Below are 13012 nucleotides of genomic sequence, written 5' to 3' on the forward strand. Positions count from 1 at the left end.
TCAGACCGGAACTGGGACGACGACACCGCCTCCAACCGTCACATCTCCAACCATCCCGCCTCCAACCGTCACATCCCCAACCATCCCGCCCCCAACCGACAGCTCATCTTCGACGACCGATAAAGTCGTCGGTACCAGCGGAGCCGATATTCTTAAGGCGAACGGTGCCGGTGCCCACACAATGACCGGCTACGGCGGCAACGACGATTACTATGTCGACCATGCCGGCGACAAAGTGGTCGAGGCCGCTGGCCAGGGCCAGGACAGGGTGTGGACCTCTGTGAGCTATGCGCTCGCGGCCGGCTCGTCGATTGAAGTCCTTGGCACCACCAACGACGCCGGCACCACCGCAATCAACCTGACCGGCAACGAGTTGGCCCAGACCATCCAGGGCAATGCCGGTAACAATATCATCAATGGCGGCGGCGGTGTTGACAAGATGAGCGGCCTTGGCGGCGATGACGATTACTATGTCGACCATGCCGGCGACAGGGTGATCGAGGCCGCTGGCCAAGGTCAAGACAGGGTATGGACGTCTGTGAGCTATGCGCTTGAGGCTGGCTCGTCGATCGAAGTCCTTGGCACCACTAAGGACGCCGGCACCACGGCAATCAACCTGACCGGCAACGAGTTGGCCCAGACCATCATAGGGAATGCCGGTAGCAACGTCATCAACGGCGGCGGCGGCGCCGACAAGTTGAGCGGCCTTGGCGGCAACGACATTTTCGTTTTCAATACCGCTCTTGGTAGCGGCAATGTCGACAGGATCACCGACTTCAACGCGTCCCAGGACAAGATCCACCTCGAGAACGCCATTTTTGCCGGGCTGGGCGCGGGCGCGCTCACAGCCGCCGCTTTCTTTGCCGGGACGACCGCGCACGATAGCTCCGACCACATCATCTACAACAGTTCAACCGGGGCGCTCTCTTTCGACAGCGACGGCATCGGCGGCGCGGCTCAGATACAGTTCGCCACCCTTTCTCCAAGCCTCTCGCTTACCGCAAGCTCATTCTTTGTGACTTGAACGAGTGGACGGAAGTCAACGTAGTACGGTGTTTGCGGGGCCGGCGAGATAGCGTCCCTGCAAATGCTGTGCCTGTCGATTTCTGAAAACACTACCTGCACGCAAAAGCTCTGAGCCCGGCACCACCTAAACGCCCTCGATGTTGCGTCATTAATAGACTCTGTTCATCTGGAAGCCGATGATCACTGTCGCCCGCCACGAGGAACGCCGCGCCCCACCCGCCGCAGCCAGCAATTGCAATGACAGTGCTATTCGCGGTAGCCATTCTCAGCTTGATTTCAGAGGGAGACGCGGCATGGACCGGTTCACCGGCGGTTGCCTGTGCGGCAATGTCCGAATTGTGGCGTCGGGACTCCCATACCGGGTCGGCATCTGTCACTGCCTCGACTGCCGCAAGCATCATGGAGCCCTTTTCTACGCTGCCGCGGTATTCCCTCAGGATGCGGTGACGATCGATGGCGAAACACGCGATTACGCTGGGCGGTTTTTCTGTCCTCGCTGCGGCTCGTCCGTTTTCGCGCGCAGCGCGGACGAGATTGAAGTGCACCTGGGATCCCTGGATGCCCCCGACCAGCTTATGCCGACCTACGAAAGCTGGACCGTCCGTCGCGAATCCTGGTTGCCGCCGTTTCCGCTTACGAGGCGATACGAGCGCGATCGTGACGCCACGGGTCGCTCGGAGGAGTAAGTCGCACACACGAACGGTGCGAGGGCGGCGCTACGAGCTGACCGAGATTGCCTTCATCAAAACCTGACGCATCACTCCGGAAGGCCGGCCTTGCGGAAGCCATCGACGAAATGATCGAGCGTTGCAGCATCGCGGAATGGCTCCGTCGTGACCCAGAAGCGGGTTGTGAAATGCGGGTTGCTGACAAGGAACAGCTCAACCTCCGCGCGCGCCTCGTCGAGCCGGCCGAGTTGCGCGAGGCTTGCCGCCAGGAAACGGCGTGAGCTTGTGCGATAAGTCTCGTCCCTGCGCAGTGTCTCGACCGCGGCTTCGTATTCGCGCGCCGCATATTGCGCCTGGCCGAGCGTCAGATAGTACCAGCTTGCCGGAAACGGATTCAGTCGGAACGCCTTGCGGATCTGCTCAAGGCCTTCCTCGACGCGCCCGGCCAGTGTCGTGATGTCGGCCAGTGTCGCCCAGGCGTCGGCCTCGTTCGGGTCGAGCTCGAACGCCTTGGCGAATTCCGCATCCGCCTCGTCGAAGCTGCGCTCATAGGCAAGCAGGTTGGCCAGCACCCAATGGCAGCCGGCATCGTTGGGATCGATCGCTACAGCCTTACGCGCCAGTTCCAAGGCAATGCCACGGTTAGGTTCAATGGGTTGGCCCCAATGCACCCATCCCATCCAGTGGTTCATGGCAAGCCAGCGATAGGCCTCGGCGTATCCCGGATCGAGCGAGACCGCGCGGGTGAGCATCAGATGCGCTTCCCGCGCCGTCTGCGGCGAATCGTCGATCAGCTTGCGCGCCCGCACGCAGAGATCGTAAGCCTCGAGATTCTTGGGCCGATTGCGCGGTGGCGGTGCACGCAGCCGGCCGAGCAAGGCCTCCACGATCGTGGCCGTCACCTCGTCCTGAACCGCAAAGATATCTTCCAAACTGCGATCGAAGCGTTCCGCCCATAGATGTTCGCCGCTCGCCGCGTCGACCAGCTGTGCGTTGATGCGCACACGCCCAGCGGCACGTCTTGCACTACCCTCCAACAAGTAGCGCACGCCAAGGTCCTCGGCGATCCCCCGCACGTCCATCGCCTTTCCTTTGTAGGCAAAGGTCGAGTTGCGAGCGATGACGAACAGGCCGGAGATCCTGGACAGGTCAGTGATCAGGTCTTCGGTCAATCCATCCGCGAAGGAGTCCTGCTCGGGATCGTTGCTGAAATTGACGAAGGGCAGCACCGCTATCGATGGTTTGTCGGGCAGCGGCAAAGGTTTTCGCTTCGCGCTGCCGAGCTGTTCGATGGCCCCGGTGAAGCGGTAACCGACGCGCGGAACCGTGGCGATCCATTCACCGCCCCCATTGCTGGCATCGCCGGACGGACCAAGCAGCTTGCGCAACTGCGAGATCTGGACGGTGAGGTTGCCTTCCTCGACGGCCGTGCCCGGCCATGCCGCATCCATCAACTCGGCCTTCTCAAGGATTTCGCCGGGCCGTTCGACGAGCGCCGCAAGCAGCTTAAGCCCGCGGTAGCCAACGGCAACGGGGACATCGTTCCGAAGCAGCGTTCCCGCATCGGAATCAAGCACGAACGGACCAAAGGCAAAGCGCGATCCCATGGGCGCATCTATAGAGCAATTCCAGGAAAAGTGTGAGACGGTTTTCTGTCCGGAATTGCGTCAAAACAAAGAGTTAGAGCAGTTTGTCGGTTCCAGGAACCGGTGAACTGCTCTAGCCCGTTTGGAAGTTTTGAGAACTATTTGGGAGAGCTTAATTACGACGCCGGTCGTATCCTGCAGAATTCAACCTCTTTCAGGTCGAGGGTCACCGGACCCTCAAACCATAGGAGGTTGCCATGAACGATACCCTTGCGTCGGCTCCGCATCAGGCAGCGCGGCCGGAAACGCCCGTGGGGCTGGCGGCAGTTTCGCGTCGGCGCCTGACGACCCTGCGAGACACTATCGCGACCTGGCGCGAGCAGACACGTTTTCGCTGGGACCTCAAAAGAATGTCGCAGGACAATCCCCATTTGATCGACGATATCGGCCTGACGAGACGGCAGGTCGAGGAAGAGATCGCCAAGCTGCCCTTCTGGCAACGATAAGGTGCGAAGAACCGCGAGACCTTACAGCACAACGACCCCCGGAATATCCCGATCGAGTATTGTCGCTCATGTCTCAGGTACAAAACGTTACCGATGTCTCCGGGCCGTACACCTGGGGGAATTGGCGCACCCGACAGGATTCGAACCTGTGACCTCTACCTTCGGAGAATGGATAGTGGCTTTCGCCGAAACTATCCACTTCTACCCGATTGCGCGCTATGCCACTGAAATCACAAAACAAATTTGAAGTCGATCAGCGCCGACGGTACGACGGAGCGGTTCAAACCTGCGGGCATGATCCTAGGTTTGCGCTCGAGTTGGCAGATGAGCTTTAACTAGATTGCGTGCCGCCATCACATCTGCAGAGGGAAAGCTGTTGTCGAAGCGCCGCAAGATCGAGGCAAGTTGCGTCAGTGCGGCGTCACGTTGGCCCGTCACCGCCCCTAGTTCAACCAAACTTGTTGTTGCGCGCAATTCGAAACTCAAAGCGCCGCTCTGTCGAGCCAGCCGAATGGCTTCGTGCAGTCGAGACTCCGCCCCGTCGATATCCCTCTCGCGCCAGTGCATCATGCCCTGGAGGCGCCTCAGCTCGGCGTCGCACCAGTGCTCATCCGTCCGATGGGCATGTTCTAGCGCCTGCTCGACCGAGGCTCGGGCGACGTCGAGTTGATCATGGGATAGCGCTACATCCGCATGCATCGCAAGGCGCATCGGCAAATGAACGAGGAGATTGCATCCGACGAGTTCGTCGATGGCTGCGCGCATTCTTTCGAGCGCGCCCGGAATTTGGTGCTTAGCGTCGATTGTAGCCTGATAGTAACGCGCGAATGGTGGCCAAATTTCATCCTGGATCAGGGCGATATAGCCGGACAGAGCCAATACCCCTCTCTGAGCGACATCGAGAAAACCACACAAAATCGCGACCGGGATTGCTCCCAAGCCTAAGACAAAGGTGCTCGAAACGGTATGCTCCAAACTTCTCGCGGCTTCCGTGGCTTCCAGCGAGGTTTCGAAAGCCTTTCGGGGTTCGCCCGCTGTCCATGCTGCCAAGGCCAAAAACGTTCGGATGGCGACAAAACGGTCGATCACAAACCGCGAGATTTGTGATCGATGAACCACTGTCCCATGTTCGCGAGCCAGTTTTGTCAAACCGTCATGCGCGTAGTTGAGGTCCCCGCAACAGAAACGGATCATCAACTCGTGCCACTGGATGTCTGGCGATGCGGATCCTGGACCGGCGACACCAATGATTGCGCGGAGTTCGGCGAGGGATAGCAGCGCCTCGCGATAACGGCCCGAGAAAAACTGGGCGCCGGCCGATATGCCGACCATGCGAGCGCGATATTCGACATCGCCCAATTCGTCAGCTAAGCGCACGCCCTTTCGCAGAATATCTATTGCGGCATTCAACTCGCGGGCATGGCAGAGGTTGATACCCTGTACGGCAAATAGCTTCACTTTGAGCATGCGATCGCAACCGGGAAGCGCGTCAATGGCGTTCAACGCGGTCCCGATACGGGATCGGTTTTCCACGAATGAAGACAGTTCGCGCCACAGAGGAATCCCCGCAACTGTAAGCCGCACCCCGAGCTGCGGGTCCTGTCCTGCGCCGAACGACCAGTCGATTGCCCGACGTAGATCATTTCCCCAATAGCCATAAAGCGCAGTCCAATCCTCTCTTGTGCGCCAGTTCCACTCGTCCTCGGCGTTCTCGAAGAGAGTCAGCAGGTAACGTGAATAGCTGGCCATTGCGGCTGGCTGCTCCCCGCCGGAGCGAAGGTGTTCGCTCGCAAAGCTGCGCGTGCTGTCGAGCAACCGGTAGTGCCGGCGACCAGCATCGTAGCTGAGCGACAACAAAGATCGGGCGGCAAGGTTCTCCAGGCCGACAGCAAGGTGCTCCGCTGCCGCCAAGTGCCCGCACACGCCGAGGACATTGTCCAGTGCGAATGTGCCACCGAATACGGACAGATGACGTAACAGACGGGCCTCGTGCTCCGAAAGCAGCCTATAGCTCCAGTCCAGTGTCGCCATCAGCGTGGTATGGCGGGGCGTCGCCCCGTCCGCCGGCGACGCCAGCAAGTCGAAGCTTTCCTCCAACAGGCCGAGCAGCATGGCAGGCCCCTTGACGGACAAACGTGGCGCCGCCAATTCAATAGCCAGCGGAATTCCATCCAAGCGGCGGCTTATTGCGGCGAGCAAGTGTATGTCCGCCTCCTTCAACCGGTAGCCTTGCGCCGCAGCGCGGTGCACCAGCAGTTCCACTGCGGGGAAGCTCATCGCCGAGCCCGCCGCAGTCTCGCTCTCCCCGGGGCAAAGGAGCGGTGCAAGTCGATAGATCGACTCCCGCCTGCACCGAAGGGGTTCACGGCTCGTCGCGACAATCATGAATTTGGGAAGCGCGTCGCTCAGGTAGTCTGCAATCGTCGCCGCAGCGCTCAGCACATGCTCGCAATTGTCGAGTACCAGCAACATCTCCCGGCCACGCATCGACTCGACAAGCCCCGGAAGAATATCGATACGATTGCTGCGCACTCCGAGCGCAAAAGCGATTGCTGGAGCGACGAGGTGTGGGTCCTCGATCACCGCAAGGTCGACGAAACAGACGCCATCCTGCAACGGCTCTCCGATCTGCCGCGCAATGGTTACCCCAATGCTCGTCTTGCCGACGCCCGCTGGTCCAACGATCGTCAGCAGCCTGGTCTTCAGGAGGTGTTCAGCGAGTTCGACTATTGCATCATCGCGACCGATCAGGGCCGATGTGGCGGGCAGTTCGCCTGTGATCCTCCTGACCGAGTCCGGGACTGAGATCTCGTCGGATGAGGCGAGGACGCGCAGCGGTGCGACAAAACGGTAGCCGCGGCCGGGAACGGTTGCGATATAGGAGTGCTCGGACGCGATAGTCGCAAGCGCTCGCCGCAGAGCGGCTATGTTGACCTTCAGATTCTCGTCTTGGACGAATGTGTTCGGCCAGGCGAAGCGAATGAGTTCGTCCTTGGTGACCAATTGCCCGGGCCTCCGAACCAGGGCGTGCAGAAGATCGAGCGCGCGCGAGCCTACTCGGATTCGAACATCGTCGTGAAGCAGCAATTGACGAGCTGGAATGAATCGGAAGTCGCCGAAATAGTAGATGCTATCGTCAGCCTCTTCCGCCTGCTTCATGGCTTTTCATCTCGTGCCGCCAGGCATCTGCATTTTTGTTCGCCGCTTGGTTCGTCCTTCTGCTCCCACCATAGGAAGCCGGATACACAACACCTCCTCTATCAAAATTACCTATTTTTACCATCAATTTCCTACGTTTGGTCGTAACGTGCCTCGAAGGCGAAATCGCTTGCGCGCTATCGGTCATCCAAGCGCTCCGAAGCAATCGCCTCAAACTAGGACAGCTGCTCGGCAGCAACTCCACAACCTTATCTTGAGACGCGCGCAAGCAGCTTACGAGAAGTAGCCGAATTGACCTCCGAAAGAGCAATCCTAAAGCGAGCAGTCTGATGCCTCGTTCGCGTACCACCCTCACGCTGGCCGATGCGAAGCAGATGCTCGAGGCGGGTGAAGCCAAGGCCGTGAGCTTCGGAATTCCATATAATATTGCCGTTGTTGATTCTGGCGGTGCCCTCATGGCGTTTTCGCGTCAGGATGGTGCCCTGATCGGAAGCATCGATCTCGCCATAGGCAAGGCAGTGACTGCCCGTCTGTTCGATAAGACCACCGCCTACCTGAGCGAGTTGGCGCAGCCCGGTGCGCCGCTCTTCGGCATCGAGCAAAGCAATGGCGGAAGGGTCGTTATCTTCGGCGGGGGAGTACCGGTCCGAGTTGATGGTGAAATCGTGGGCGCGGTTGGCGCGAGCGCCGGCACGGTCGAGCAGGACATTTCGGTCGCAGAGGCGGCGGTCGCAGCCATTACCCTAAGCAACGCCTAAAGAGACGTTGCGACGAAATCGACGCGCATCGCATTCAACCGACGACATGAAGATTTGTAGTCGAGCGACTTTCAGCTCAATGCGCGTGCGGCTTGTTCTCCGGAAGACGATTTCACGCTTCTGAAGCCCAATGCAGCGCGGTGCCGTCCCGGCTACGGTTAAAAGAGGTAAATTCTGCACAATCATCTTGCTCGCGTTGTTGGCAACCTTTGAGGCCGCCATTACGGTTGTGCGCAATAGCCATGTACCGACAACCGAGGGACGGCTTACGATGTTTGATATTACGGTCAATGGCGTTAAGCATCAGGTCGACGTAGTATCCGAGATGCCTTTGCTTTGGGTTTTGCGAGATGAGCTCGGCATCACAAGTCCAAAATATGGTTGCGGAATAGCCCTGTGCGGCGCCTGTACGGTGCAAGTCGATGGCGAGGCCGTCCGCTCCTGCCAGGCGCGCATGGCCGACGTCGCCGGCAAGGCGGTAACGACGATCGAAGGGGTTGGCAACGGCAAGCTGCACCCGGTGCAGGAGGCATGGATCGAGCACCAGGTTGCGCAGTGCGGCTACTGCCAGACGGGGCAGATGATCCAGGCGATCTCGCTGCTCAAAACGCATCCCAAGCCGACCGACAAGGACATCAACGAGGTCATGTCGGGCAATCTCTGCCGATGCGGAACGTATGAACGCATCCGCGTCGCGATCCACGCAGCCGCCGAAAAGATCGGAGGGGAGTGAGATGGGCGCTACGCCAGGACTTTCCCGCCGCGCCTTCGTATTTGGCTCTGCTGCCGTCGCTGGAGGGGTCGCCTTCGGGTCATATGGCCGCGCTGAGGAGACGCCCGCTTCTCCCGCCCCGACGAACCCGCTGGCGGCGGACCTCGGCCCGGACTCGGTCGCCTTCAATCCGTGGGTCGAGATCAGCCCGGACAGGATCACGCTCATTGCACAGCATGCCGACATCGGACAGGGCATTGGTTCTATTCAGCCGGTGATGATCGCGGAGGAACTGGATCTGGAATTCGGCCAGTTCGAGATCCGTTTCGCCGGACCCAGCCCCGCCTATTTCAACACCGGCTTCGCGCACGAACTGGCTCCCTTCATGGCGGCGGACCAAAGCCCTGAGGCCGAGAAAGCGCGCGCGGTGGCGCTGGAATCGCTGCGGCAATCCGGCCTGCAGATGACCGGAGGCTCCAGCGCGATCCCTGACACCTACGAGAAGCTGCGCGTCGCCGGCGCCGTTGCGCGGGAAACACTGAAGGCGGCCGCTGCCAGCCGCAGCGGCGTCGCTGTCGCAGATATCCGCACCGAGGCGGGCCATGTAATCCTGCCGGACGGGACCAAAATCCCCTACGTCGCGCTTTCAGCGGAGGCAGCGAAGATACCGCCGGTCACCGACGTCAAGCTGCGCGACCCGTCACAGTGGCGCTTGATCGGCAAGCCGATGGAGCGGCTCGACACCCGCGCCAAGGTTACCGGCGAAATCATGTTCGGCATCGATCGCAAGATGGACGGCATGGTCTACGCGGCAGTCAAACTGAACCCGAACAAAGGCCAGCCGATCAAGTCGTACGACGCGAGCAAAGCGCAGTCGATGCCCGGCGTTCGGCAGATCCTCAAGCTATCGAACGGCGTAGCCGTCATCGCGACCAACAGCTGGTATGCGATGCAGGCGGCGGACCTTGTCGAGTGCATTTGGGAACCATCCAAATACCCGGCCGAGCAAGCCGGGCACTGGGACATCGTGCAATCCTCCTTCACCCCGGAATTCCTCGCCAAGCAGTGGCGCAACGATGGCGATATCGATGCTGGTCTAAAAGAGGGGACGCTGCTCGAGGCGGAGTACCGGGCGCCCTATGTCGGCCACCAGCCGCTGGAACCCCTCAACGGCATCGGCATCGTGACTGACGACGGGATGGAAATCTGGGTCGGCCACCAGACGCCGCAATCGGTGCAGTACATTGCGGCAAATGCGATCGGCATGAAGCCCGAACAGGTCACCTTCCACAATGAGTGGTCGGGTGGAAGCTTCGGCCACCGCCTCGAATTCGAAAACGTCAGGGCGCTCGCCGAGATCGCGAACCAGCTGCGCGGAACGCCGGTGAAGATCGTCTTCTCGCGCGAACAGGATTTCCTGCAGGATATCCCGCGGCAGATCGCGATGGGCAGGTATCGGGGCAGCGTCAAGGACGGCAAAATCGTGGCGGCCGATGTTCAGGTGGCGGCAACGCCTCCCTTCAAGGAGCTGCTGGGGCGCATGGGCATGCCGCCGAAGGCCCCCGACGGCCAATTGGCCGTGGGTATCTGGAACATGTACTACGACATCCCGAACTACCGTGCGGCGAGTTTCGAGGTGCAGGGCGTGTCGCCTTCCACCACCTGGCGGTCGGTCGGCGCGTCGGCCAACGGCTTCTTCACAGAAAGCTTCATCGACGAACTGATCCATGCGGCCGGGCTCGATCCGCTCCAGGCGCGCATCGACATGTGCAAGATCCCGATCTACCGCAAGCTTCTGGAAACGGTCGGCGAGATGGCCGACTGGAAGGGTCCGCTCGGCAACGGAAAGGGCCGCGGCGTCGCCTTCGTCGAGTCATTCGGCACGTCGGTGGCCGAGATTGTTGAAGTGACCATGACGGATGCCGGCATCAAGATCGACAAGGTCTGGGTGGCTGCCGATGTTGGTAAGGTCCTCGATCCGATCAATTTCGAGAACCAGGTCCAGGGCGGCGTCGTCTGGGGCCTTGGCCACGCCATGAACTGCGAACTGACCTATGCGAACGGCGCTGTCCAGCAAACCAACTACAACCACCACGAAGCGATGCGGATGTATCAGTGTCCGGTGATCGAAGTGCGTGGCCTGGAAAACGACTATACGGTGCGGGGCCTCGGCGAGCCGCCCGTACCACCCGCGGCGCCGGCGCTCGCCAATGCGATCTTCGCTGCGACGGGCAAGCGCATCCGCGAGATGCCGTTCAACAAATTCATCGACTTCGTTTGAGGGGGGCAGTCATGGACAGATTCCTGATTGCCATTGCGCTCGCTGCTTCAACGTTGGCGCCTCTGACAGTGATGGTTTACGCGGAAGGGGAGGGTTCCAGGGATGCACTGCCGCCAGGCAGCGTCAGCCAAGCGGCAGGTCTGGAAGCATGGCAACGGATCGAGGCGGTGGTCACCCATCCGCGCTGCGCCAACTGCCATGTCGACACTCGAGCGATTCCGATCTGGACCCCTGCCGGTGAAACGAAGTCTCGTGCCCACGGGATGAACATTCATGGGGGGGTGAGCAGGATTGGCGCTGAAGCGATACCCTGCTCGACCTGCCATATGACGTCCACCCTGCCGAACGACCCTGCTCCCGCGCCGCCACGAGCCGGTATTCCCTGGCAACTTGCTCCGGTGGAGTTTCTTTGGTACGGCCAAAGTGGCGCCGAGATCTGCAAGCAGCTCAGGGATCCAGCCCGCAACGGCGGCCGCGATGCCGTCGCCCTGCTCAATCATCTTCGGCATGATGCGTCCCTAAGCGGGTTTATCCCGCGAGGGTGGGAGCCCGGGGAGGGCCGCAGCACGCCGCCCGGAACGTTCGAGGACCACGTGCGGGACATGGCGGAATGGGGAGCCGCCGGACAGCCATGCCCGGAATGACGCTGTTTTTTGGCATTCAGTACAGACCGCCGTCACAGTAGACATACGCATCGTGCTGGCGGCTGCGCTTGAGCGGGCATACGGAACAAAACTTGAGCATGACCCGATAGTGCTGGCAAGAATAGGCATGGTCCTCGCAACAGGTCATCCCAGATACGACCAGATGTTCCCTGTCCTGGAGCCGCGCGACATCGAGCGGTTGAAGCGCTTCGGCAGGAGCGTGACGTATCTCGCCGGCACGCAGATCGCGAAGACCGGCAGCCTGGGCCCCGGCGTCGTCGTGCCTGACCTACACCTCGTGCAATTGACTGGAAAATAAGAAGAAATTGGCGCACCCGACAGGATTCGAACCTGTGACCTCTGCCTTCGGAGGGCAGCGCTCTATCCAGCTGAGCTACGGGTGCTTTCAGGATCGGCGATCCGGAAAACGAACCGGTCGGTGAACCGGCCAGTCACGGCTTCTTAGCGGAAGCGGAAGCAGGCTTCAACGGTCAATTGGGATAGCTTCCTCAGGGCATGGCGCGACCTCACCCAGCCGCGTCACCCTTCGCCACCCGTCTCCGCCCCGCGTCGCCCGCTTCGGCTTATTCGCCCAGCTATGGATTCGGCAAACCAGGTGGCGGCAAACCGGGGAGTGGCGAAGCGGTCTGCTGCTGCCCTGCGTACATCAGCCTTGTCTTGGTATCCGCGCTCGTCGGCGAGAGGCTGCGCTGGATCAGCGCCTCGACATGGTCGTTGCGCTGGCGCGCGCTGTCGGCGCCCATCACCACGACGATGAGCTGGCGCCCGTCGGCCTCGTAGGAGGTGACGATGTTGAAGCCGGAGGCCCTGATATAGCCGGTCTTGATGCCGTTGACGCCGCGCACCCGGCCGAGCATGTCGTTATGGCCGCGCACCAGCCGGCCGCGGAACATGAAGTCGCCGTCGGAGAAATAGTGGAACTGCTGCGGGAAGCGGGCGCGCAGCGCCATGCCCAGCACCGCCATGTCGCGCGCCGTGGTGTGCTGGTCACCGTCCGGCAAGCCGGACGCGTTGCGGAAGACGGTGCTGCGCATGCCGATCTGCCGCGCCTTGGCCGTCATTGCGCCGGCGAATGCGTCTTCGCTGCCGGCGAGATACTCGGCGACGGCGACAGCCACATCGTTCGCCGATTTGACGACGATCGCCCGGATCGCCGAATCGACATCGATCGTCTCGCCGCGCCTGAAGCGCAGCTTGGTCGGCGGCTGCCTGGCGGCATTGTCCGAGACCGGGATCCGCGTCTCTTTGCTGACGCGGCCTGAATCCAGCGCCTCGAACAGCAGGTAGAGCGTCATCATCTTGGTCAGCGACGCCGGATAGCGCGGCGCCGTCGAATTCACCTCGAACAGCGTCTGGCCGGTTCTGGCGTCGACGACGATCGCCGCATATTTCTGCGGCGCCGCCGGCACCGCCAGCATGGTCTCCGGCGGCGTCGTCGTGCAGCCGGCGACGAGCGCCAGCAGCGCGAACGCCGCGACAAATCTTTGGATAAGCGGAAAGGGACGCGGTTTGGACAAGATGGTCTATTCTGAAGGCAAGCTGTTGCTGAGACTGATGGAATCTAGCCTAACCCGGTTGCCGCGTCCATTTGGTTAATGCCGGTCCCGCCCGGGATTGTCGGCCAGCCTGATGTGAAATGCTGGCCACGCAG

The 13012-nt window shown here is 60.9% G+C and carries 10 protein-coding genes, 1 tRNA gene and 1 pseudogene; 8 read left to right on the top strand and 4 right to left on the bottom strand.

Annotation, left to right across the window (positions count from 1 at the left end; genetic code table 11):
• Positions 1 to 1024 (top strand): annotated as a pseudogene (locus C9427_RS09195) (calcium-binding protein); the annotation flags it as partial.
• Positions 1025 to 1319: 295 nt separating this feature from the next.
• Entirely contained in the window at positions 1320 to 1712 is a 393-nt protein-coding gene (locus C9427_RS09200) for a GFA family protein (RefSeq protein ID WP_107648828.1), read from the top strand.
• A 71-nt stretch (positions 1713 to 1783) separates the two neighbouring features.
• Here C9427_RS09200 and C9427_RS09205 read toward each other — a convergent pair whose 3' ends face one another.
• Positions 1784 to 3301 (bottom strand): winged helix-turn-helix domain-containing tetratricopeptide repeat protein, encoded by a 1518-nt coding sequence (locus C9427_RS09205; RefSeq protein ID WP_107648829.1) that lies wholly within the window; start codon positions 3299 to 3301, stop codon positions 1784 to 1786.
• A gap of 236 nt (positions 3302 to 3537) precedes the next feature.
• On the opposite strand from C9427_RS09205, the gene C9427_RS09210 reads away from it, so the two are divergent.
• Positions 3538 to 3786, top strand: a complete 249-nt coding sequence (locus tag C9427_RS09210) for a DUF1127 domain-containing protein (RefSeq protein ID WP_107648830.1) — start codon at positions 3538 to 3540, stop codon at positions 3784 to 3786.
• Positions 3787 to 4086: 300 nt separating this feature from the next.
• On the opposite strand, the gene C9427_RS09215 is transcribed toward C9427_RS09210, so the two are convergent.
• Positions 4087 to 6945, bottom strand: a complete 2859-nt coding sequence (locus C9427_RS09215) for an ATP-binding protein (protein ID WP_107648831.1) — start codon at positions 6943 to 6945, stop codon at positions 4087 to 4089.
• A 329-nt stretch (positions 6946 to 7274) separates the two neighbouring features.
• On the opposite strand from C9427_RS09215, the gene C9427_RS09220 reads away from it, so the two are divergent.
• From C9427_RS09220 to C9427_RS09240, 5 genes are all read left to right on the top strand, one after another.
• Positions 7275 to 7703 carry a GlcG/HbpS family heme-binding protein gene (locus tag C9427_RS09220; protein ID WP_107648832.1) on the top strand — a complete coding sequence of 143 codons (429 nt, stop codon included), beginning with the start codon at positions 7275 to 7277 and terminating at the stop codon, positions 7701 to 7703.
• A 271-nt stretch (positions 7704 to 7974) separates the two neighbouring features.
• Positions 7975 to 8436, top strand: a complete 462-nt coding sequence (locus C9427_RS09225; protein WP_107648911.1) for a (2Fe-2S)-binding protein — start codon at positions 7975 to 7977, stop codon at positions 8434 to 8436.
• A gap of 1 nt (position 8437) precedes the next feature.
• Entirely contained in the window at positions 8438 to 10696 is a 2259-nt protein-coding gene (locus tag C9427_RS09230) for a xanthine dehydrogenase family protein molybdopterin-binding subunit (RefSeq protein ID WP_107648834.1), read from the top strand.
• Positions 10697 to 10707: 11 nt separating this feature from the next.
• Positions 10708 to 11340, top strand: a complete 633-nt coding sequence (locus tag C9427_RS09235; RefSeq protein WP_107648836.1) for a hypothetical protein — start codon at positions 10708 to 10710, stop codon at positions 11338 to 11340.
• A gap of 127 nt (positions 11341 to 11467) precedes the next feature.
• Positions 11468 to 11659, top strand: a complete 192-nt coding sequence (locus tag C9427_RS09240; protein ID WP_146172527.1) for a hypothetical protein — start codon at positions 11468 to 11470, stop codon at positions 11657 to 11659.
• An 8-nt stretch (positions 11660 to 11667) separates the two neighbouring features.
• On the opposite strand, the gene C9427_RS09245 is transcribed toward C9427_RS09240, so the two are convergent.
• Both C9427_RS09245 and C9427_RS09250 read right to left on the bottom strand, forming a co-directional pair.
• Positions 11668 to 11744, bottom strand: a tRNA-Arg gene (locus C9427_RS09245).
• A 192-nt stretch (positions 11745 to 11936) separates the two neighbouring features.
• Positions 11937 to 12878: a D-alanyl-D-alanine carboxypeptidase family protein gene (locus C9427_RS09250; protein WP_107648839.1), complete on the bottom strand. Its 942-nt coding sequence runs from the start codon at positions 12876 to 12878 to the stop codon at positions 11937 to 11939.
• Between the last annotated feature and the right edge of the window lie 134 nt (positions 12879 to 13012).

The organism is Mesorhizobium helmanticense, assembly GCF_003034915.1.
In the GTDB taxonomy this organism is placed as follows: Bacteria; Pseudomonadota; Alphaproteobacteria; order Rhizobiales; family Rhizobiaceae; genus Mesorhizobium; species Mesorhizobium helmanticense.

Excerpts from the sequence above, each read along its gene's own strand:
- C9427_RS09205 (WP_107648829.1), bottom strand. The coding sequence starts at position 3,301 with ATGGGATCGCGCTTTGCCTTTGGTCCGTTCGTGCTTGATTCCGATGCG.
- C9427_RS09225 (WP_107648911.1), top strand. The coding sequence starts at position 7,975 with ATGTTTGATATTACGGTCAATGGCGTTAAGCATCAGGTCGACGTAGTA.
- C9427_RS09215 (WP_107648831.1), bottom strand. The coding sequence starts at position 6,945 with ATGAAGCAGGCGGAAGAGGCTGACGATAGCATCTACTATTTCGGCGAC.
- C9427_RS09240 (WP_146172527.1), top strand. The coding sequence starts at position 11,468 with ATGGTCCTCGCAACAGGTCATCCCAGATACGACCAGATGTTCCCTGTC.
- C9427_RS09200 (WP_107648828.1), top strand. The coding sequence starts at position 1,320 with ATGGACCGGTTCACCGGCGGTTGCCTGTGCGGCAATGTCCGAATTGTG.
- C9427_RS09235 (WP_107648836.1), top strand. The coding sequence starts at position 10,708 with ATGGACAGATTCCTGATTGCCATTGCGCTCGCTGCTTCAACGTTGGCG.
- C9427_RS09210 (WP_107648830.1), top strand. The coding sequence starts at position 3,538 with ATGAACGATACCCTTGCGTCGGCTCCGCATCAGGCAGCGCGGCCGGAA.
- C9427_RS09220 (WP_107648832.1), top strand. The coding sequence starts at position 7,275 with ATGCCTCGTTCGCGTACCACCCTCACGCTGGCCGATGCGAAGCAGATG.
- C9427_RS09230 (WP_107648834.1), top strand. The coding sequence starts at position 8,438 with ATGGGCGCTACGCCAGGACTTTCCCGCCGCGCCTTCGTATTTGGCTCT.